General features: G+C 47.4%; 25 protein-coding genes and 2 tRNA genes. 15 read left to right on the forward strand and 12 right to left on the reverse strand.

Going from position 1 to position 21,152, the window contains the following annotated elements; genetic code table 11:
• Window positions 1-7 precede the first annotated feature (7 nt).
• From ABIK48_04135 to ABIK48_04165, 7 genes are all read right to left on the reverse strand, one after another.
• A complete protein-coding gene (locus ABIK48_04135; protein MEO0021344.1) occupies window positions 8-844 on the reverse strand; it encodes a polyprenyl synthetase family protein in 837 nt (278 codons plus the stop codon).
• Complete coding sequence (locus ABIK48_04140; protein MEO0021345.1) at window positions 841-1,719, reverse strand: bifunctional 5,10-methylenetetrahydrofolate dehydrogenase/5,10-methenyltetrahydrofolate cyclohydrolase; 879 nt, start codon at window positions 1,717-1,719, stop codon at window positions 841-843. Before ABIK48_04140 ends, ABIK48_04135 begins: the two co-directional genes overlap by 4 nt.
• 167 nt (window positions 1,720-1,886) lie before the next feature.
• Complete coding sequence (locus tag ABIK48_04145) at window positions 1,887-3,311, reverse strand: Do family serine endopeptidase (GenBank protein MEO0021346.1); 1,425 nt, start codon at window positions 3,309-3,311, stop codon at window positions 1,887-1,889.
• Window positions 3,308-3,853, reverse strand: coding sequence for a hypothetical protein (locus ABIK48_04150; protein MEO0021347.1), 546 nt, complete (start codon window positions 3,851-3,853; stop codon window positions 3,308-3,310). The genes ABIK48_04145 and ABIK48_04150 overlap by 4 nt, the downstream gene beginning before the upstream one ends.
• A 101-nt stretch (window positions 3,854-3,954) precedes the next feature.
• Window positions 3,955-5,091, reverse strand: a complete 1,137-nt coding sequence (locus tag ABIK48_04155; protein ID MEO0021348.1) for an FAD-binding oxidoreductase — start codon at window positions 5,089-5,091, stop codon at window positions 3,955-3,957.
• On the reverse strand, window positions 5,072-5,398 hold the full coding sequence (locus ABIK48_04160; GenBank protein ID MEO0021349.1) for a (2Fe-2S)-binding protein: 327 nt from the start codon (window positions 5,396-5,398) through the stop codon (window positions 5,072-5,074). Before ABIK48_04160 ends, ABIK48_04155 begins: the two co-directional genes overlap by 20 nt.
• Before the next feature lie 83 nt (window positions 5,399-5,481).
• On the reverse strand, window positions 5,482-5,985 hold the full coding sequence (locus ABIK48_04165) for a 4Fe-4S binding protein (protein MEO0021350.1): 504 nt from the start codon (window positions 5,983-5,985) through the stop codon (window positions 5,482-5,484).
• A 99-nt stretch (window positions 5,986-6,084) separates the two neighbouring features.
• Between ABIK48_04165 and ABIK48_04170 the strand changes: the two genes are divergently transcribed.
• Genes ABIK48_04170 through ABIK48_04185 form a run of 4 tightly spaced genes read left to right on the forward strand, consistent with a single transcriptional unit; the run spans window position 6,085 to window position 10,130 of the window.
• Complete coding sequence (locus ABIK48_04170) at window positions 6,085-7,077, forward strand: CoA-transferase (GenBank protein ID MEO0021351.1); 993 nt, start codon at window positions 6,085-6,087, stop codon at window positions 7,075-7,077.
• Complete coding sequence (locus tag ABIK48_04175) at window positions 7,077-7,844, forward strand: CoA-transferase (GenBank protein MEO0021352.1); 768 nt, start codon at window positions 7,077-7,079, stop codon at window positions 7,842-7,844. Before ABIK48_04170 ends, ABIK48_04175 begins: the two co-directional genes overlap by 1 nt.
• A 13-nt stretch (window positions 7,845-7,857) precedes the next feature.
• The gene (locus ABIK48_04180) at window positions 7,858-8,979 is read left to right on the forward strand and encodes an acyl-CoA dehydrogenase family protein (protein ID MEO0021353.1); all 1,122 of its coding nucleotides are present in this window, start codon (window positions 7,858-7,860) and stop codon (window positions 8,977-8,979) included.
• 8 nt (window positions 8,980-8,987) lie between these two features.
• Window positions 8,988-10,130, forward strand: a complete 1,143-nt coding sequence (locus ABIK48_04185) for an acyl-CoA dehydrogenase (GenBank protein ID MEO0021354.1) — start codon at window positions 8,988-8,990, stop codon at window positions 10,128-10,130.
• 19 nt (window positions 10,131-10,149) lie between these two features.
• Here the strand turns inward: ABIK48_04185 and ABIK48_04190 are convergent.
• The 5 genes from ABIK48_04190 to ABIK48_04210 form a co-directional block, all read right to left on the reverse strand.
• Window positions 10,150-10,223: transfer RNA gene (locus ABIK48_04190), tRNA-Arg, on the reverse strand.
• 1 nt (window position 10,224) lies between these two features.
• Window positions 10,225-10,299 (reverse strand) — tRNA-Pro (locus ABIK48_04195).
• 53 nt (window positions 10,300-10,352) lie between these two features.
• A complete protein-coding gene (rdgB, locus tag ABIK48_04200; GenBank protein MEO0021355.1) occupies window positions 10,353-10,949 on the reverse strand; it encodes an RdgB/HAM1 family non-canonical purine NTP pyrophosphatase in 597 nt (198 codons plus the stop codon).
• Window positions 10,946-12,019, reverse strand: a complete 1,074-nt coding sequence (locus ABIK48_04205; protein MEO0021356.1) for a mannose-1-phosphate guanylyltransferase — start codon at window positions 12,017-12,019, stop codon at window positions 10,946-10,948. Before ABIK48_04205 ends, rdgB begins: the two co-directional genes overlap by 4 nt.
• On the reverse strand, window positions 12,012-12,680 hold the full coding sequence (locus tag ABIK48_04210; protein MEO0021357.1) for a DUF3108 domain-containing protein: 669 nt from the start codon (window positions 12,678-12,680) through the stop codon (window positions 12,012-12,014). Before ABIK48_04210 ends, ABIK48_04205 begins: the two co-directional genes overlap by 8 nt.
• 136 nt (window positions 12,681-12,816) lie before the next feature.
• Between ABIK48_04210 and ABIK48_04215 the strand changes: the two genes are divergently transcribed.
• From ABIK48_04215 to ffh, 11 genes are read left to right on the forward strand one after another with little or no spacing between them, the layout of a single operon-like run.
• Window positions 12,817-13,983, forward strand: coding sequence for an aminotransferase class I/II-fold pyridoxal phosphate-dependent enzyme (locus ABIK48_04215; GenBank protein MEO0021358.1), 1,167 nt, complete (start codon window positions 12,817-12,819; stop codon window positions 13,981-13,983).
• Between the two features lie 43 nt (window positions 13,984-14,026).
• A complete protein-coding gene (locus ABIK48_04220; GenBank protein ID MEO0021359.1) occupies window positions 14,027-14,497 on the forward strand; it encodes a DivIVA domain-containing protein in 471 nt (156 codons plus the stop codon).
• On the forward strand, window positions 14,445-15,266 hold the full coding sequence (locus ABIK48_04225) for a purine-nucleoside phosphorylase (protein MEO0021360.1): 822 nt from the start codon (window positions 14,445-14,447) through the stop codon (window positions 15,264-15,266). Before ABIK48_04220 ends, ABIK48_04225 begins: the two co-directional genes overlap by 53 nt.
• A 23-nt stretch (window positions 15,267-15,289) precedes the next feature.
• Window positions 15,290-16,027 (forward strand): outer membrane protein assembly factor BamD, encoded by a 738-nt coding sequence (bamD, locus tag ABIK48_04230; GenBank protein ID MEO0021361.1) that lies wholly within the window; start codon window positions 15,290-15,292, stop codon window positions 16,025-16,027.
• On the forward strand, window positions 16,027-16,632 hold the full coding sequence (gene nadD / locus ABIK48_04235; GenBank protein ID MEO0021362.1) for a nicotinate-nucleotide adenylyltransferase: 606 nt from the start codon (window positions 16,027-16,029) through the stop codon (window positions 16,630-16,632). The genes bamD and nadD overlap by 1 nt, the downstream gene beginning before the upstream one ends.
• Window positions 16,626-16,946 carry a preprotein translocase subunit YajC gene (gene yajC, locus ABIK48_04240; GenBank protein MEO0021363.1) on the forward strand — a complete coding sequence of 107 codons (321 nt, stop codon included), beginning with the start codon at window positions 16,626-16,628 and terminating at the stop codon, window positions 16,944-16,946. The genes nadD and yajC overlap by 7 nt, the downstream gene beginning before the upstream one ends.
• Before the next feature lie 9 nt (window positions 16,947-16,955).
• Entirely contained in the window at window positions 16,956-17,510 is a 555-nt protein-coding gene (def, locus tag ABIK48_04245; GenBank protein MEO0021364.1) for a peptide deformylase, read from the forward strand.
• A complete protein-coding gene (gene fmt / locus ABIK48_04250; GenBank protein ID MEO0021365.1) occupies window positions 17,501-18,430 on the forward strand; it encodes a methionyl-tRNA formyltransferase in 930 nt (309 codons plus the stop codon). Before def ends, fmt begins: the two co-directional genes overlap by 10 nt.
• Before the next feature lies 1 nt (window position 18,431).
• Window positions 18,432-19,178, forward strand: a complete 747-nt coding sequence (locus tag ABIK48_04255; protein MEO0021366.1) for a PASTA domain-containing protein — start codon at window positions 18,432-18,434, stop codon at window positions 19,176-19,178.
• On the forward strand, window positions 19,175-19,828 hold the full coding sequence (gene rpe / locus ABIK48_04260; protein ID MEO0021367.1) for a ribulose-phosphate 3-epimerase: 654 nt from the start codon (window positions 19,175-19,177) through the stop codon (window positions 19,826-19,828). The genes ABIK48_04255 and rpe overlap by 4 nt, the downstream gene beginning before the upstream one ends.
• Complete coding sequence (ffh, locus tag ABIK48_04265) at window positions 19,813-21,099, forward strand: signal recognition particle protein (protein MEO0021368.1); 1,287 nt, start codon at window positions 19,813-19,815, stop codon at window positions 21,097-21,099. The genes rpe and ffh overlap by 16 nt, the downstream gene beginning before the upstream one ends.
• Window positions 21,100-21,152: the final 53 nt, after the last annotated feature.

A 21,152-nucleotide genomic window follows, 5' to 3' on the forward strand; every position in this document is an offset into this window, starting at 1 on the left:
ATAATCCTCATTGTTGCCGTTTAAGAATCAACTCTGTCAATTGAGCGAAAAAGTCAAATTCAGGGCCTAACTGGCGAAATCTCATTTCCGTATTTTGGGCTAACTTCTGTGCTTCAAGTTGTAATTGATTAAAGGTTAATTTGGTATTCCGCCTAACAGACGAATCCGAGCGGTCCGTCGCATAGTCGAGTAAATCGTCAGTCAATTGGAATAAAGTTCCCAAATCGATACCCAGTTTAAATAACCACCTTTCCTGTTTGATGCTGACGCCAGCGATAATAGCACCAGTAGTGATGGCAACCGCAAAGAATTCTGCTGTTTTTAATTTCGCGATTCTGAAATAATCTATTCGTGAAAATTGATCAATGTCAAGAATCTGACCGCCTGCCATTCCGCTGGGTCCAATGGCTGAGGAAATGGCATGTATGGCCCTGATTTTCCGTTCATCGGGTGCCCTGCTCAATGCAAAAACCTCAAATGCCTTCGCTAGTAACGCATCGCCTGCAATGATCGCCGTCGCCTCGTCAAATTTTCGGTGAACGGTAGGCTGACCCCGGCGGTAATTATCATTATCAAGGGCTGGAAGATCATCATGAATCAGCGAAAAGGAATGTATCAATTCCAATCCGCAGCAGAAAGGCAATATCCAGTCACGTCGTTTCCCACCACATGCAAAATAGGTCTCCAGTGCCAGAATCGGCCTGATGCGTTTCCCGGGACTGAGAACACCATAACGCATTGCAGCAGCAAGTCGTTTGGGAACTGCAACGCCAAATTTCAAAATCCGATTCAGATGGAGGTTGATTAGCCGACGGTCACTTTCAATCCGTGCTGTTATATTCATTGACGCTCCGTTTTTAATCCCGAGTTTAACTCAGCAGCCAAAACCGTGTTGCTCAGCAGCATTGCTACTGTCATCGGTCCCACCCCACCAGGAACCGGTGTAATTGCTGATGACTTACGAACTGCAGATTCAAAGTTTACGTCACCAACTATTCCTTCATTGGTTCTGTTGATACCAGCATCAATAATAACCACTCCTTCATTTATCATCTCCCCGGTAACAAAATTAGGTTTGCCAACTGCCACGACAAGTATTTCCGCAATTTTGCATATTGAAATCAAATCCTTGGTTTGACTGTGAGTAACGACGATTGTAGCATCTCCATACTCACCCTTACGAAGTAGTAGATTTGCCAAAGGTCTGCCCACTAACAGACCTCGTCCGATTATCACCGTGCGTCTGCCTGATGTCTTAATTGAGTATCGTCGAAGCAATTCTACGATTCCTGCTGGAGTTGCGGGGACAAAAACTGGGTTACCGGCTAACAATCGTCCCAAATTTATTGGTGTCAACCCATCAACATCCTTATTGGGTGCGATTAATCCCAACATTACCTCAGTATCAATATGTTGGGGAAGTGGTAATTGAAGGATAATTCCATGAACTGCTGGATTTTCATTGAGACGATTGATTGTGTCAATCACTTCCTGCTCTTGAGTTTCTTCAGGAAATTGAATCACTTCGGATTCTATTCCCAGTTGTTTACAGGCGTTTACTTTATTTGACACATATATAAGTGAAGGAGGATATGAGCCGATCATAACAATGCTCAATTTAGGATTTATACCATGTCCTTTTAATTCTGCAACTCTAACCTTAAGCTCATTTTTGATCTGTTTAGCAATTAACTTACCGTCTAAAATCAAAGGGTGCATAAAATTCTCCTTTTAATAATTAATAACACCAAATACAAACTCTTATGATAAACTGGCGCTGGAGAATGAACTTTTCTTGTATTACTATCTGCTAAAACCATTAAATACCAGAACTGCTCTCTATACTACCTCCTATAGCTCTTTATGATTTCAAATTTCATTGTCTATCAGTTTCGTGGTTGAACCGCAATAAACATCGGTTGCCGGTTTCTTTTAATGTATACAAGAACCGGTTCTTTTGACCCGGCAATCTCCTTAGTGATCTGTTCGAAATCATGATGGTCCGCAATTTGTCGTTCGTTTATTTTTAAAATAATATCACCGGGTTGGAAGCCGGCGTCTTCTGCAAGCGAACGAGGCCTGACCGATAATACTTTAACGCCCTGTTCGCACTCAGCATTTTCTTTATCTTCAGAAGACAAATCTGCAACCTCCAAACCGAGCCAATTATTATTTCGATCCTGCTCACTCGGCAGTTGGGGTTGAATTAGTTTAGGAAATTCAGTTAATACCGCCCTCTTGATTAATATACTTCCTTTACGAACAATCCGCAATGTCACTTGGGTTCCCGGTCTTAAATCGGCAATTCTCTCCCGAAACTGTTTTACACCTGTAACCGGCTCTCCATTAACATCCAGTATCACATCGCCAACCCGCAAACCGGCTTTTTCTGCAGGCGTATGAGGTATTACTTCACTAATCAAAATACCGTAATTAACAGTTAACTTCAAAGCCTTTCGCAACTGTTCGGTAATTTCTTGGGGTACAATTCCAAGATAACCTCTGGTTACCTTTCCGTATTTTATCAACTGTTCGGCTACATTTTTTACATAGTTGACTGGAATTGCGAACCCTATACCGATATTTACCCCCAGTGGGGAACTGATGGCTGTATTTATACCAATAAGCTCTCCGCGGATATTAACCAGTGCTCCGCCAGAATTACCTGGGTTAATTGCTGCGTCGGTCTGGATAAAATCCTGTCTAGTAGGTCCTCCGGGCAGCTGAAACCCCGATCTTCCAATAGCAGAAATAACGCCAACGGTTACGGTTCCCTGTAAACCATATGGATTGCCGATTGCAATCGCCCAGTCCCCCACCTTGATGCTGGCAGGATCGGCAAATTTTATCGGAACCAAGGAAACCGTGGGTTTTATTTTGATAACAGCCAAGTCAGTCTGGGGATCAACTCCTACTATTGAAATATTTTCATTTTTCAACTCGGTTCCATCATGTAATTTCACTATGATATTATCATAACCCGCAATCAGGTGGTTATTAGTAACAATGTAACCGTCACTACTTATAATAACGCCAGAACCCAAAGAATAGGCATTTCGTTCCGGCAGATAAAAATCCCACGGGAAAAATTCAAAAAATTCATCATTCCAAGGTTTAACCGGATTTGAATTTTTAATTTTTCGCTCCGTCGAGATATTTACTACAGAAGGAAGAACTTGTTCAACGATGAAAATAAAGGGACTGTGAGAGAATAGAGATTCAGGTAATTGAGGTAGAGCCAACAAAAAATTGAACACAAATAATGATCCCACCAATACGGCGGATACCTTATCAATTAGGGAATTAATCATGAAACCCTCTCCCTTGAAGAGGAAATTGTTGCATCAATATTGACAAAATTCATTCCCACAACTCCTGAAATCAATCGCACTATATCAACACCCTTTATTCTAGCTGTACGGACTTGACGGAGTATATACTTTAGGCAAGTATTTAATTGCGATGATTCGTACTTGGCTGTATTGGCAGTTCCCAGTTTTTCGTAGTGAGATAAAATTCTCTCCAAGCCAGAAACTAATAGCTGCACATTGGGATTCACTGACTTGGGCACATAAATCAAACCTTTCTCCTGTATGCGTCGGCGTTCTATAACATTTTCTAATGCCGCAACAATTTCATCGTCATTGGGGAAGGGAGAAGATTTAGTCCTAATTATTGCCAGCCTCAAATTGTGTAGCACTTCGAACCAATTTCTTTCAAATTCACTGTCTCCGTATATATTCAGCAACTTCTCTAAGGCTGCTTTTCTACTTTCTAATAGATATTCACATCCATCAGGACATTGAATAATTGTCCGTCGCAGGCGGCCACAACATTGTGAACAAATTTCCATCTTAACAGCAGTACATACCCGATTACCACGTCTTGAACAGTACAAACACTTAGACATATCAGAGTATACTTAGCGGACTTTTCACTGCAAGTTCTACACTATTATCTCATTGCTTCAGATTTCGTAAAGGAACGATCTAACCGAAATTCAGATAAGTCTATCGTAGATTTTCCTGTAGTAATCATTTCTGCCATTAATTTACCAATTGCCGGACCGAACATAAAACCATGCCCGCTCATACCAGCAGCCACAAAGTATCCTTCAATCGATGTTCGACCGCATATTGGATTGCCATCCGGACTCATTTCGTAAGAACCCGCCCATTGTCTCAAAACTTTTACACTGGATAACTTCGGCAGCAAACGTATCATCCTTCGCGGCATCTCAGTAATAAATTCATCACTTGAATCTAAACGGTAGCCGGGAACTAAAGGAACCGGCGTATAACAACCTATTATATGTCCAGTTCCATAATGCTGAAGGAAGTAACAGCCATCAGAACGATAATCAACCAGCATAGGATCCAAACACCTTTCAACTGCTTCGGTTACCAGCGCCTCATGCCGATCCGGTGTAACTGGTACACTTACTCCCGCCATCCTCCCCACTTCTGACGCCCAAGGACCGGCCGCATTCAGGACTACTGGAGCAAAGAACTCGTCTCCCCTGTTAGTTACCACTGAAACAACGCGCCCTTTGTTAATATTTATACCCACAACTTCCGTTTCTGTATATACTTTAGAACCCAGATCCCTCATTCTTTTCAGATAGCCAAATGTCACCTTGAATGGATTCGCCTGTCCGTCCGTAGGACACCATGCCCCCCCGATCAATCCTTCAGTATTCAATCCCGGAACAATACGCGCACATTCATCAGCACTAACAAATGCAACATCAAGACCGCATTGCCGCTGAATTTCTATTGCTTTCAAGAATGATCTTTTACGTTCTTCGTCAAAAGCCAAAAAAAGATATCCGCCGGCATACCATTCAATATCGTCCCCAACTTCTTCTTTGAAATTTTGAAATAGTTTAATACTTAGAAGCATCACCTTAATAGTTAACTCATGGGAAAACTGTGCCCTGATACCCCCGATACAGCGACCAGTCGATCCGGCGCACGGGAATTTTTTTTCTAACAAAGTCACTTTAAAACCTGCCTTAGCAAGATGATATCCTACGGCAGCACCAATTATTCCTCCGCCTACAATTACTGCATCAGCTGTTTTCCGACTCATATCTGTATTGACCGAGTAACTGCAATTTTATCGGTTTTACCGGTGGTCGTGATTTGGGAAACTGCAATTTTGCTATGGGAATGCCGGCTATTTCTTCGATCATTCTAGCAACAACCCTCATGCACCCTCTTCCACTGCAATGTCCCATTCCGATGCGCAATATCCGTTTTAACTCTTCGGGCGAATGATAGCCATTTTTAATCGCCTGTCGAACTTCATCTTCGGAAATCTCCTCGCACCGACAAACTATAACAGAATTTAAAGCAGATTTCTTTACTGCACGCTTTGTTCTATTGCCATGCCCCATAATACCATGCCTTTTCCCTTATTTTTATACCCCTTTTGGAGGAAAAATTAGATATCATAGCCTAGAAAAGGTATCATCTGACATCAAATCAATCGTATATGCCTTACATCTTTCCAGAATCTCTTGGAAACAGCAACAGTAACAACTGCACACCGGTTAAAGCTTTGACTGTCAAGAACTTTGATAACCCTGCCGTAACAAACTTTATTACCGTTGCGATCAAGGCATAAAACCTTAGCATCGGGTTGAGGACGCGGGATGAACTCATACGGCATCGCAATGGAAGCATGGGTTTTGGTATAATTGTAATTGATTACAAATATTGCCAACCCCGGGCATTTGGTTATACATATCCCGCACCCGTTACAAATTTCAAAGTCTACGCTGGGTTTGTTTATAAGAGCACCTTCAATTTTAATTGCCCCTCTGGGACAAGCATAAGCACAGGGATTGCAGGGGATATTTTCAATACATTCAATCAACACAACCGGTCTTTTCTGGAGCCGAGAATACGAAGGAACAAACCCATTTCTTTTAAGATCGTTAAATGTCAAAACACCGGAACGCCTGTATTTTTCAATTGCCATATTTTTTGAGTATAAAAACTTTTAAATATCAGTCAAGAATCAGATGAATCTGAGAAATGTTGACACTGATTAAACTTTCTTTAATATACAAAATTATAAATGTTTTTGGAGGTTAGTTATATGGAAATATTAGAATCAGGCACTGGAGAACTCTTTCACCCCCCAGATCCAGATGGCTTCCGGGAATGGGTTCACAAACATAAAAATACCCGATTGGTTTCCAAAATCATGTCAGAACAGGAAGCCATTGCACGCTTCGTTCAAGACGGGGATTACATCGGAACTGAACTATACGGAACTGTCCGGGCACCGATGTCGCTAATACGGGAGCTGATTCGGCAGGGTAAGAAACACCTTAAAGTCGCGGGACAGGGCGTCCATGAACTTGATCTTCTTCTTGCTGCTGATCTTGTTGACTGCCTGGATATTACTTACATAGGTTGGGAACTCTACGGAATTTCCTCAATTTTACGTCGTGCGGTGGAATCAGGTCGTGTTAAGACCGCTGAATGGTCCAATGCGGCAATTTCCTGGCGGTTCAAAGCAGCAGCCATGGGTGTATCGTTTATCCCTGTTCGTTCAATGCTGGGTACTGATACTTTTAAATACTCAGCAGCCAAAATTGCCAAAGACCCCTGGACTGGGAAACCGGTATGCTTGCTTCCTGCTCTTTACCTTGATGTCGGCCTTATCCACGTTCATCAGGCTGATGAATACGGCAATTGCCGAATTGAAGGCATATCCGGATTTGCAGTGGAACTGGCTCGTGCATCCAAGAAATTAATCATTTCCGCCGAGGAAATTATATCCAATGAAGAAATCCGGCGCTATCCCGAAAGAACAATTATTCCCTACTATCTAGTGGATGCTGTAGTTCCTGCTAAATATGGTTCTCACCCAGGCGAGATGTGCTACCGGTACTGGCGTGATGAAGAACACCTTCTGCAGTTTTACCGGGATTCCGCCGACCCTGAAAAGACCAGAGCCTATCTCAATAGATGGGTCTATGGCTGCAGCAGTCATGATGAGTATATCAAGCTCGTAGGAATTGAGCGGCTTAAAAAACTCGAAATGGAAATTGGAGGGAGATGATGAACACTAAATATAATGAAGTTGAGTTTCTGATCTGCCTTGCAGCCAGTCTTATGGAAGATGGAACAACTGCGTTTGTAGGCACAGGCATCCCAATGCTTGCTGCGGCTCTTGCCAAGAAAACACACGCTCCCAACCTTGTGGCAGTTTTTGAATTTGGAGGAACGGGTGCGTCACTTGAGAACTTACCGCTTGCTGTCGGCGATTCTCGAACCTTCCACCGCGCAGTTGCGGCGTCGGGAATTTGCGATATTATGGAAACAGCACAACGGGGTTTTATCGAATATGGATTTTTGGGGGCCGCCCAGATTGACATGTACGGTAACATCAATACAACAGTTATTGGCAACTACTGGCCCCCGAAAGTACGTCTCCCCGGTTCCGGGGGGGCAAATGATGTCGGATCTCACTGCTGGAAAAACATAATAATTATACGCCAGCATGATACAAAAAGATTTGTTCCCAAGGTCGATTTCCTTACCACCCCGGGGTATCTCTACGGTCCTGGGACTAGGGAAAAAGCAGGGTTACCACCTAATACCGGTCCTTATCGAGTCGTTACCAATCTTGCATTAATGGATTTTGAACCGCATTCAAAACGCATGCGTCTTATTGGACTTAATCCCGGAGTAACAGTAGAACAGGTATTAGCCAATACGGGTTTTGACCTCCTACTTGCCGATAATATCGTCATCAACTCCGAACCAACTGAGGAGCAGTTGCGAATCCTCCGGAAAGAAATAGACCCTGAACATTATTATATCTAAATAGGAGGGAAAATTGATACTGCCCGCTACTCACCAGCAGTTCAGACATGAAGTTCGGGAATTTGCCAATTCAGTAATTAAACCCCGGGCAGGTGACTACGACCGTTCCGGAAAATTCGTAATTGAAAATGTCAAGGAAATGGCATCGCGGGGATATTTGGGTATCCCTTGGCCCAAGGAACTGGGCGGTCTGGGGCTGGATTATCTTGCATACGCAATTGCAGTAGAAGAAATCTCGCGTGTATGTGCATCTACCGGTTTAACACTTGCAGCTCATACATCTCTGGGTACATATCCCATATTCAAGTTTGGCACCGATGCCCAGAAGTTAAAATATATACCCCCCCTTGCCCAAGGAAGATATTTAGGTGCTTTCGGCCTTACTGAACCTAATGCAGGTAGTGATGCTGCCAGTATCGAATCCACAGCTCAAAAAGTGGCGAATGGGTATGTCCTTAACGGCACTAAACGCTTTATTACCAATGCCGGTTTCGCTGGCACTGTAATTGTCGCTGCCACCCTTGATCGTAAGCTAGGACGAAGAGGAATAACCTGCTTTATTGTTGAAACTAAATCACGAGGCTTTACCGTTGCTAAGGAAGAACACAAGCTGGGATTGCGTGCCTCCAACACGGTAGAACTCGCCTTTGAGGATCTGTTCGTTCCTCAAGATAATCTTCTGGGACAGGAATATGATGGCTACCGTATCTTTATGGAAACCCTTGACGGCGGACGTATTTCTATCGGTGCATTCTGTTTAGGGATGGCACAATCTGCTCTTGACAACCTTATTAACTGGGCACAAAAGAGAGAAATCTCTCAGCAGGCAACAAAGGCGATTGCAGATGTGGCAACCGAAGTCGAAGCAGCCCGCCTGTTGGTTTACGATGCTGCTATCATTAAAGATCAAGGCAGGCGCGCTGATAAACAATGTGCGTTCGCCAAACTGTTTGCATCGGAAGTTGCCATGCGCTCAGTAAATATTGCGATGAGCGTTATCGGCATCCAGTCGCTGGATTTCGAATCGGCACTGAACCGCGTCTATCGAGATGCAAAGTTGGGTGAAATTGGCGAAGGCACATCAGAAATCATGCGCCTGATCATCGCCAAGGAAGTATTAAAAGGAGAAGTATAGGAGGTTAAATGAACTTCAGTCTTACCGAAGAACAGGTAATGCTGCGAAATATGGTTAAAGACTTTGCTACAAAAGAGTTGGAACCCAAAGCTGCTCAGATTGATTCCTCATCCGAATTCCCTTATGAAACAATCAGGAAACTGGCGGACCTCGGGCTTTTGAGCATGACCATACCCGAGAAATACGGAGGTACTAATTTTGATTTTGTCTCGCTGGCGATTGCGATCGAGGAAATTTCCCGGGGGTGTGGTTCAACGGGGGTTATTACAGCGGTACACAACACCCTCTGTGCCTGGCCAATTGTCAACTGGGGAACTGAAGAACAAAAAACAAAATACCTTCCCAGAATGGCTACCGGGGAACTGTTGGGTGCTTTCGGCCTTACTGAAGCCAATGCCGGGTCAGATCCGGCATCGATGGAAACAAAGGCGGTATTAAAAGGAGACCGCTATATCCTGAATGGCTCCAAGCGTTTTATCACCAATGCCGGTGCCGCCCAGATCTTCGTTGTTTTTGCTAAAACTGCCCCCGAGCTGGGCAGTAAGGGAGTAACCGCTTTCATCGTCGAAAGGAATTTTCCAGGCTTCTCGATCGGAAAACATGAAGATCTCCTTGGATTACGTGCTACCGCAAATGGTGAACTTATTTTTGAAGACTGCGAAGTCCCCAAGGAAAATGTGCTGGGAGAGGCAAACGGCGGATTCAAAATTGCACTTGGTACCATAGATGTTTCGCGAATCGATATTGGCGCGCAGGCTGTAGGCATTGCACAAGCAGCATTTGAGAAAGCACTGGCTTACTCTAAGGAACGAAAGCAGTTCGGGAAGCCTATTTGTGAATTCGAAATGATTCAGGCGAAGCTGGCCGAGATGGCAACTAAAATTCAGGCGTCCCGACTGCTGGTATACTATGCCGCCGGTCAGAAAGATATGGGCAAATCAAGATTCAGTCAGGAAGCGGCTATGGCTAAGCTTTTTGCGGCAACAACCGCAGTTGAGGTCACTCGAGAAGCAATTCAAATACTCGGAGGTTATGGCTACACCAAGGAATATCCAGTTGAACGATATTACCGGGACGCAAAGTGTATGGAAATTTATGAGGGGACATCTGAAATTCAAAGAATCGTAATTGCCCGGAACCTGCTGGTTTAATAGTCCTGAACTCTCTCCCCGCGCCTGGAGGGATTCGAACCCCCGGCCGTCGGATTAGAAATCCGATGCTCTGTCCAGCTGAGCTACAGGCGCATCGGGGAGACCCGATTTGAACGGGCGACCCCCACGTCCCAAGCGTGGTGCGCTAACCAAACTGCGCTACTCCCCGTATACAAAATAATAAATTCTGGCAGATTAATGTCAATCTTCTATGTTATGTTATCATGTGCGGTGGTATTCTTTAAGAAATTGCACCATCCGGCTAATGGCCTGTGCCCGATGACTGATGCGATTTTTAATTTCTTGCCCCATCTCCGCAAAAGTCAGCCCATAGCCCTCCGGAATAAAAATCGGATCATATCCGAACCCATAACCACCGCGAATCGTATGGGCAATTCTCCCCCGGCATACCCCCTCAAAACACTTTCCATCTCCGGTCGGAGTAATAAGGCACACAACACAACGAAAGCAGGCGGTACGCTTTTCGGCGGGCAGATCAATTATCATCTCCAGTATTCGCCGATTACGTTCAAAATAGGTCGTATTCGGAGGGAAAAAACGAGCCGATAGCACACCGGGTTTACCACCCAACGCATCAATTTCCAAACCCGAATCTTCAGCCATGGTCCACGATTTATAGACTGAAAATGCTGCCCGCGCCTTAATAGCTGCATTATCGTAATAACTCTGCCCGGTTTCGGGCACGTTAACATTATGATTAATTTCGGATAATGAAATTAGTTGCCACCCGGTGTCATGCAAAATCCAGCGCACTTCATTAAATTTGCCTTGATTATTAGTGGCAAACAGTATTTTCACAGATATCTCGCTCCTTGCGGATGCTCCTTTATCTTTGCCAATAACTGCTTCAAATCGCTCAAAGCGTCCTTAGTCGATACCAACAGGGCATCACCGGACCGGGCAATTACCAGATTTTTAATTCCCAAGGTACCCACTACGCCTTCATCCGTATAGATAATACAATTATTGGTATTGATACCAAACCACAACCCGGAAGTAGTATTACCTTCCTTATCGACTGGGAGTCGCCTTTCCAGAGCAAGCCAAGAACCCACATCATCCCAGTTAAAACCGGCTCTGACAACAGCGGCATTTTCTGCCTTTTCCATTATCGCATAATCAATTGAAATAGACTCCACCTGATCATAGATTTTTCTTATAACAGCTCTCGCCTTTCGACTGCCATAACGACTCAGTAGTGTTAACATCTTGTAGAAGTCCGGCATAAAGCGGGCAAAAGCATTCATAATCGTATCAACTCGCCATACAAACATACCGGAATTCCAGAGAAACCTTCCGCTCCTGAGATAACGCTGGGCTGTCACTTTATCCGGCTTCTCCCGGAATGTTTTCACACGATAAACCGTCTGTCCATTTTTGCTCAGAAGTACCGCCCCCTGTTCAATATAACCATATCCTGTATCGGGTCTGGTCGGAATGATACCAAATGTTACCAGTAACCCCGTTTCTGCTACTTTAATTGCCAGCCGAACCGCCCTGTGGAATTCAGATTCAGGTTCAATTAAATGGTCAGCTGGCAGTACAACCATCACTGCTTCAGGATAATCTCGATATAAAGTCGCCGCAGCCAATCCGATTGCGGGTGCGGTATTCCTGCCAAATGGCTCAAGAATCAGATTCTCTTTTTTCACCCCGAGTTCCTGCCTAATAAGACCGGCAAATTCTTCGGGAGCTACAAATAGCTGTCTTTCGATGGGGCACAATTTCCTAATGCGATCACTGGTAGCTTGAATCAACGAACGGCGTTCAAAGAGTCGAATAAATTGCTTGGGACAGCGCCGCCGACTTTTAGGCCAAAACCGCTCTCCTTTTCCACCACAGAGAATCACACCAAAAATTTTACTCATCTTTGTAATTAATTTTACGGAGAAATGCGGTAACTGTCAAGCCGCCGATTTTGGAACGAATTGCGACTGGCAGGTGACGGTAATCCCTGCTGAGGAATACTGTACCCAAAGGACTTAGGGTAATCGGTGTAACTGCAAGGCAAAAAAAATCGCCCGCCCTTGTTTTAACCATCTGTCTGCCACTGATACAAAACTTAAGATTCCAGTTTCGGCGGTCGATATGAGCATTAACTGTCAGACCTTTGTTTTCTTGCCAGTTAATTGTCCTCAAAAAGTACCATAGCGTAAGGAGATCCCGTGCGGAATCGGGTAATGCAAACACTCTGCCATCAGAATACCGGGCAACGGTACTGTCATGAACAAAACTGATGTAATATTCACTTCGGTAATTTCGTTCCAGGGTCTTTTTATAGGAACGCAATGTCAACCAATCCTTACTGCGGCACCAAGACTCGAACCGGTATTCCGCCCAGAAGAACCACGAAAAATTTTGATCGATCGTCACCTCAGCACGTAGGTGCTCACACCATTCGCCATCTATTACCACAGGTTCCAGATGCTCAAGGACCATACTGCCAACTACAATTGGACCGTAGCGGATCTCGTATTCCAGTTTTTCTTGAGCAGGAGCAATGGCAATAATAAATAATAATACGTACACCCACGATAATAAAAAGTTTACGAAACAAGTCAAACCTGATAGCAAAATCCGTCCCCCCTCAACAAAGACCGCGGGAGGAATTATTGCAACACGAACTTAATCTGTTAATATAAGTTAAAAAACTGAAAGGGGAAAAATGGATATCAAAACCGCGTGTATACATTATAGTTCGCCACAACTGAGTGAAGGTCCGGTAGTCAGTCCGATTTATCAGACCTCCACTTTCCGCTTCCGAGACTTTCAACACGGTGCAGATTTATTTGCAGGCAAAACTCACGGATATATTTACTCCCGGATGCTTAACCCCACGGTAGAACTGCTGGAAGACTGCATTGCCCGATTGGAAGGAGGCTTCAAGGCACTGGCGACCGCGTCCGGTATGGCAGCGATCCATACTGTTTTTACCGGTTTGTGTTCTTCAGGCGATCACATCATCTGTTCGGAATCTGTATATGCCCCGACAGCCGGCCTGCTGCATAATTTTCTCAGTCGTTTAGGCATAACTTCTTCATTTATTGACAGTTCAGACATAGAGCAGGTAAAATCCGCATTTCAAACTAATACTAAACTTGTATTTATCGAAACCCCGGGAAACCCGACACTGGTAGTCTCAGATATTGCCCAGATTGCCCGATTATGCCGGAACCGGGGAACCCTCCTTGTAGTTGATAATACTTTTTCGTCACCAATTCTGCAGCGGCCATTGGAACTGGGAGCCGATATCGTTATCCATTCTGTTACCAAATTCCTCAATGGTCATGCGGACGTAGTCGGAGGAATTATCGTTGTCCGGGACGAAAACCTTTACCAACAGTTGCGAAAAACTCTCAATTCTTTCGGGGGAGTAATGGCTCCGTTTGAAGCTTTTCTTGTTTTACGCGGAATCAAAACATTGGCACTGCGCATGGAACGCCACTGTGAAAATGCCCAGAAAATCGCTCAGTTTCTGGAGAACCACCCAAAGGTAAGCTGGGTCCGATATCCCGGACTCCCAACTCATCCCCAATATCAGCTGGCGAAAAGGCAGATGTCCCGTGCCGGCGGACTGATAGCGTTTGAACTCAAAGGAGGTCTTACTGCTGCCCAGCGTCTACTGAACGCTACCCACCTGTTTATCCTTGCGGTCAGCCTGGGGGGAGTCGAAAGCTTGATTCAGCACCCGGCTTCAATGACCCATGCTTCAATGCCTGTGGAACTGCGAATGCGGGCGGGAATTACTGACGGCTTGATAAGAGTTTCGGTGGGAATTGAAGATGTTAACGATTTAATTGCCGATCTTGACCAGGCACTCCAGAAGGTCTGACTTAGTTGCTTGACACTTATCCCGGCATGGATAGACTAAGAATATGGCATTAACACCCTTGGAGATCCGCAAAAAGGCATTTGCCCTGTCATTGCGTGGTTATGCCCCGAAAGAAGTACGGGCATTTCTAACTGTAGTAGCCACTGAATTTGAGGAACTGCGCAAGGAACGTGCCACCCTGGCAGAAAAAGTTGATGAGCTTTCTGCGCGCGTTGCTGCTTACGAAAAAACTGAAAACCTCCTCAAAGAAACACTGCTCACCGCCCAGCAGGTTGCCGAAGAACTGAAAGCCAGCGCTGAGCGCGAACGGGCGCTTATGATTGAACAGGTTAAACAGGAAGCCGAACGTCTGCAGAGCGACCTGCAAGAACTGAAATCTCGACGTGCTCTCCTGTTAGATGAGATTCGCGGCATTGCAAACACTTACTTGGCGATAGTTGAAAGATTTGAAAAGGAAAACCATGATCGGGTTGAAACAGAAAATTCAGGAAAGCGTTCAGGCAATAAGGAATAGAACCGCCTTCAAACCGGAGATCGGAATCATCCTCGGCACCGGACTCGGACGTCTTGCAGATAATATTCAGGCTGATACTACCATTCCTTATGCTACGATCCCCCATTTCCCGATTCCAACCGTTGAAAGTCATGGCGGCCGGCTGATACTCGGTATGGTCAATAATCGACCGGTAGTGGCAATGCAGGGACGGGTTCATTATTATGAGGGTTATGAGCCTCAAGAAATCACCCATCCGATCCGGGTAATGAAGGAATTGGGCATTCATACACTGATCGTATCAAACGCTGCTGGCGGACTCAACCCTGAGTTTCAGGCTGGCGATATCGCCGTAATTACTGACCACATCAACCTTACCAGCCTTAATCCCCTGCGTGGTCCCAATGATGAAACTCTCGGCCCACGATTCCCCGACATGTTCCAGTGTTATGACCCGACACTGATCGCCGTCGCCGAACAAACCGCTCGCGAACTCGGAATCCGGCTTGTAAAAGGTGTTTATGCCTGGTTAACTGGCCCAAATCTGGAAACCGGAGCAGAATACCGTTATTTGCGAATTATCGGCGCCGACCTCGTCGGTATGTCTACTGTTCCGGAAACGATTGTTGCCCGTCATGCCGGACTTCGGGTTTTGGGATTCTCGGTAATTACCGATATGGGCACTCCGGAACAGCTGAAACCCGTAGACTTGGCAACGGTATTAAAAGTCGCCAGCCAAGCTGAACCCCGTCTCACTAGGCTGGTATCAGAGTTAATTGGTAGAATTTGAAAACCACAATCTACCTTCTACCGATGCTTGCTGTTTGTGCCATTACACTTTTTACCGCCTGCCCGAAACGTCAGGAAAAACCGCCAGTACAACAGTCATCAGCTGCAGCACTCGAGCAGGCGCTCAAGCTCAAGCAGGAGAAAAAGTATCCGCAGGCACAGGAGGCGTTCACCTTTGTTATCTTCAATTTCCCGGGCAGCACCGAGGCAGCCGATGCCCAGTTTCACCTCGCTGACTGTTATTTTCTGAGCCGGAATTATCAGCAGGCACAGAGTGAATTTGAATTTTACCTCAGTAATTACCCTCACGGCAGATATGAAGAAGAAGCCGCTTTCAAACTTGCGCTTTCCACCTTTCTGGCAGCACCGGGCCCCCATCAGGACCAGACTCAGACTCGCCGTGCTCAGGAACTGTTCCTTGAATTTCTTGAGCGTTATCCGGAATCTGCTTTCCGCTCCAAAGTTCAAGAGGCACTTTCCCAGATTGATACTCGATTGGCTTACAACGATTTAGAAGCAGCCCGTCTCTACTTTAAAGCCGGAGAATACAAATCTGCTCTGGTCTACTACCAGTATATTCAACAAACATGGCCTAATCTGACTTGGCAGTATGTAGATCGTTACCGGCTTGGTGTCTGTTATCTTGAAACTGGTGACACCGGAAAGGCAAAGCAGGTACTTTCCGAACTCGTTACCGACTCTGCACCGTTATCCGTTCTCCGCCCGGCACAGCGTCTGCTGAACCGGATTACCTCTCACTGATGCGTCTTGGAATCTTGGGCGGTTGTTTTGATCCAATCCATTTCGGACACCTCCTCGTAGCAGAGGATGTTTTCGAACAGCTGCAGCTTGACCGGATTCTATTCATCCCGACTTTCTGTCCACCCCGGCGTCCGGCACCGGCTGCAACCTTCCTTCATCGGGTCCAGATGGTCAGCAGAGCGATAAAAGGCGATCGACGCTTTCGGCTCTGCCGGCTGGAAGAAAAACTTCCCTGTCCTTCCTATACAGTCAACACGCTTCAGGCACTACATCAGGTTTATCCCGGTGCAAGATTTTATCTTATCATCGGCTTTGACCAGTATCACACTATCCACACCTGGCATCAACCGGAAAAACTCACACGACTTGCTCAACTGATCGTCGTCAGCCGCCCCGGTGTGTCCCGACCACCGCTCTATCCCCAGCACCAGCCTCATCGGGTAAAACTGCTTGATGTTATCCCGGTCGGAATTTCTGCTCGGATCATCCGCCAGCGGTTGGCTCTGAACAAGTCCATCCGGTACCTAGTACCACCGGTGGTAGCACAGTATATTTACCGTCATCGTCTGTATTTAAATAAAAAAACAAAGGAGGAACTGTGTTAAATATCGCTTTTGCCCAGAACCAGACTCAGCCCCAGTCAGGTGGTGGCCTGGGTTTTATCGGCAGCATACTGCCCCTGATCCTCATACTTGTCGTACTCTACTTTCTTATCATTCTTCCCCAGCAGCGACGTCAAAAAAAGCATCAGGAGATGCTCGCCAGCCTCAAGCGTGGCGACCGGGTAGTTTTCGCCTCCGGCATTCTCGGTGTCATTACCAATGTGAAAGAAAACACATTTATCGTCAAAATTGCCGAAAACACGGAAGTCGAAGTAGAAAAGAGTGCGATCGCCTACAAAATCGGCTCTTCCAGCTAAGTAAGATTGATGTCAACTCGAACTGACCCTCAGGAATATCCCGGAACAAATCGCCGGATTGTCCTCTATGGAAACCCGGCACTGCGCACAATCACTGCACCAATTCGGGAGATAACGCCGGAAATCCTGCGTCTGGCAGCTGATCTTCAAGCCACCCTGAAAGCATCTGAAGGAATCGGACTGGCAGCAAACCAAATCGGAGTCCCGGTTTCTGCATTCGTGCTCGCACCCTGGCAGGCTGATGTTGACCTGCCGCTGACATTTATCCTCAACCCCGAAATCATCAGAACTGAAGGTCTCATTGAAGAAGAAGAAGGCTGCCTCTCCCTGCCCGGCATCTTTGAAGTCATCCCGCGCCCGGAAATGGTAGAGGTTCGTGGAATTGACCTCCGGGGACATGAAATTCATCTTCAGGCAACAGGACTGCTTGCCCGGGCGATTGTCCATGAATTCGAGCACCTTCGGGGGATTCTGTTCATCGACCACATCAGTGAACTCCGGCGTCAACTTTTACAGGCAAGACTCAACGCACTTCAGGAAACTGAACTTCGACAATGCGGTTAGTCTTCTTCGGCTCCGGAACATTCGCTCTGCCCGCACTCAGGGCACTGAAAAACTCAACTCATGAGCTTCTCGCGGTAATCACTGCTCCCCCAGCACCTCAGGGCCGGGGTTTGAAGACCCTCCCCACTCCGGTCGCCCAGCTTGCTGCTGAATTAGGTATCCCTACATTAACTCCTGAATCCCCGAACTCGGAGCAGTTCCTGGCTCGCCTGCGGGAACTGTCACCGGACTGCGGGGTAATTGTTGATTATGGATATATCCTCAAACCCGCTCTTCTCACCATTCCGGTGCACGGCTTTATCAATCTGCACCCTTCGCTCCTCCCCCGTTATCGCGGTCCGGCACCAATTCCCCGGCAGCTGATGGAAGGATGTGAACTGACCGGCGTTACCATATTCCAGCTGGACTCGGGCATTGATACCGGCGACATCCTGAATCAGGTTGAACTGCCAATCCTGCCGGATGAAACCGCAGGCGAACTGGCACTCCGTCTGGCAGAGAAGGGCGCTGAACTTCTTTGCATAACTCTTGACCAGATTTCTACCGGCAATGTCCAAAGGATACCTCAGAACCCCGCGCTTGCCTCCCGGGCACCGAAAATCACTAAATCTGAACGCTGGATTGACTGGCGCCGGCCGGCACAGGAGATTCATAACCACATCCGGGCGCTTGCGCCCCAACCCGGCGCCCTCACCAGATTTCGCAACCGGGACCTGCAGATTCTCCGTTCCCGAAAAGTCAGCGCATCAAATCCGGAAACACCCGGTGCCATCATCACTGATAAAAACCGCCTTATTGTTGCTGCCGGAACCGACCGGATTGAAATACTTGAACTTAAACCTGCGGGAGGTAAAATCATAACCGGCAGAGACTTCATCAACGGCTATCATCCGCAACCGGGTGAAATAATAGGAGTCTGAAATGAACAAAAGAGGCAAAAAGGGTGTGCGCGTATTAATCTGGTTTCTGGTGATCCTCATCCTCGCCGGCCTGATTCTGCTTTTCAACAATATAATCATGCCCCTGATCATTCAGAAGGGCACGGAAATTGAGGTACCAAACCTTATTGGAACAACCCGGGAAGAGGCGATCCAGACCCTGAACCGGATTGGCCTGCAGCCCGGAGAAATCCGGCCAGTACCCAATGACTCCATCCCTCCGAACCGGGTGGCTGCCCAATATCCCCGTGCCGGGCGCCGCGTCAAAGCCGGGAGGCAAATCGATCTCGACATCAGCACCGGTTCCGGACTCGTTCGTATTCCCAACCTTGAAGGTCTGCCAGCAGCAAACGCCATTACCACCCTCCAGCGTCTGGGATTTGTCGTTACGCGGGTAGATTCAATCCGTTCTCCTGCAGTTCCTGCGGGACGGGTGGTTGCCACCTCTCCTCCATTTGGTTCCCAGGTCCGACAGGGAACGGAGATTACACTCAGCGTCTCCACAAAAACCGGCACCTTTCCCATGCCCAACCTCACCGGCTTAAATATCGAGACCGCAAGAGGCATACTTGCCGCCCATGGTCTGAAACTCACCCAGCTCAAGTACGCTGTCAGTTCCGAACCCGAAGGAACAATTCTGTTCCAGTATCCGGAGGAAGGAATGCCGGTGATCACGGGTGATACAGTAAGTCTGCTTGTCGCTCAAAGCGCAAAGGAAAACAGCCGGTGAAAGTCCGGATCTCGGCTTCGATTCTTGACTGTGACTTTACCCGCCTGGGACAGGAACTGAATGCGGTGCTGGATGCAGGTGTTGATGCGATTCATCTGGACATAATGGATGGACACTTCGTCCCCAATCTCAGCTTCGGCACTCCGATTGTCCAGGCGGTGCGGCGCGCAGTTCCACTGCCGATCTACGCCCATCTCATGGTCAGTGAACCCGAGAAAATGATTCCCCGGTTTGTCTCCTGCTCGGACTATCTCATCTTTCACATTGAAGCGACATGCCAGCCGGAAAACTGCATTGCAGCAATCCGCAATTCGGGACGTCTGCCCGGTATCTCACTTAATCCGGACACGCCGGTAGAAAGAATCATTCCTCTGCTCCCACGCCTTGAAGATGTTCTGCTCATGAGCGTATTTCCCGGCTTCGGCGGCCAGCAGTTCATCCCCGAATCACTGAACCGGATTGCGCAACTCGCAAAGCTGCGTCGCGAATCCGGACTGAGTTTCACCATTTCAGTAGATGGTGGTGTCACGCCAGCGAACGCCGGTGATATCGTCCGGGCAGGTGCCGACATTCTCATCGCGGGCAGTGCCATCTTCCGCAGCAGCAATTACCGAGAAACAGTAAAAGCGCTCAGATGTTTGAACTCCTGAGCCAGCGTCTGGTCGAACTCCAGCGCAAACTCATGGGCCGGGGCAGACTCGGCCCGCAGGAAATAAACCGGGCGCTGGCAGAAATCCGGACAATTCTGCTTGACGCTGATGTCAACTACAAGGTCGTAGGCCAGTTTATCCGTGCAATAGAGACGCGTCTGAAGGAGCAAGACATCACCGCCAGCATCAAACCGGGCGAACTTGTCAATTATACCGTGTATCAGGAACTGGTTCATCTTCTGGGAGATGCGACACCGAAACTGGAGCTTAATTCCGTGCCGGCGGTCATCAGCCTGATCGGACTGCAGGGCACTGGTAAAACAACCCTTGCCGGCAAACTGGCGGTCCGTTTCAGAAATCGCCGTCCCCTCCTCGTCGCCTGTGACCCAAAACGCCCGGCTGCCGTCAGTCAGCTGCAGGCAATTGCTCAACGCGCCCAATGTGACTTTCAGCCCGTAACCGGTGATGTTCTTGCCACCTGCCTTGCCGCCCGGGAACGGGCACAGGCCCACCACCATGGAATCATTATCCTCGATACCGCGGGCCGGCTTCACATTGATGAAGAGATGATGTCCGAACTGCTGGCAATTGAAAAACATGTCCTTCCCGATGCCACCCTGCTGGTCCTCGACGGCATGATCGGCCAGGATGCAGTAATTCAGGCAACTGAGTTCACCCGGCAGCTGAAAGTTACCGGCTGCTGCTTCACCAAACTGGACGGCGATGCCCGTGGAGGCGCAGTCCTCTCGGTCCGTCAGGTCACCGGACTGCCGGTATACTTCATTTCGGCAGGTGAGAAACTTGAAGACCTGGAGGAATTTCATCCCGACCGGATTGCTGCCCGCATCCTTGGTATGGGAGACATCCGGACCCTCGCCGAGAAGGTCCAGTCGGTTACCCAGCCACAGCAGCAACAGGAACTGGCACAGAAATTTCTCAAAGGCAAATTTGACCTGGAGGACTTTCTGAACCAGCTGCGCACCGTCCGGAAAATGGGCTCACTTTCCAAACTGCTGGCACTGATGCCGGGTGCAGGAAACATTGAGGTTGACGAAAAAGAGTTCATCCGGGTTGAAGCGATTATCCAATCAATGACCCCGGAAGAACGCCGCAACCCGGACATCATCAACGGCTCCAGACGTCAGCGTATCGCCCGCGGCTCCGGAACCTCGGTAGCCGATGTCAACAACCTCCTGAAGGAGTTCTATCAGGCACGGGAACTTGCCCGCAAACTTTCTTCAGGTAAACTCCCCAAAATGCGCCGGCACTGAGCTGTAGTGGCTGCTATTCTAAATTGCCACAGAACCCCGCCGCAACCACCGGG

The organism is candidate division WOR-3 bacterium, from assembly GCA_039801085.1.
In the GTDB taxonomy this organism is placed as follows: Bacteria; Hydrothermota; Tepidihabitantia; order Tepidihabitantales; family Tepidihabitantaceae; genus JAOABP01.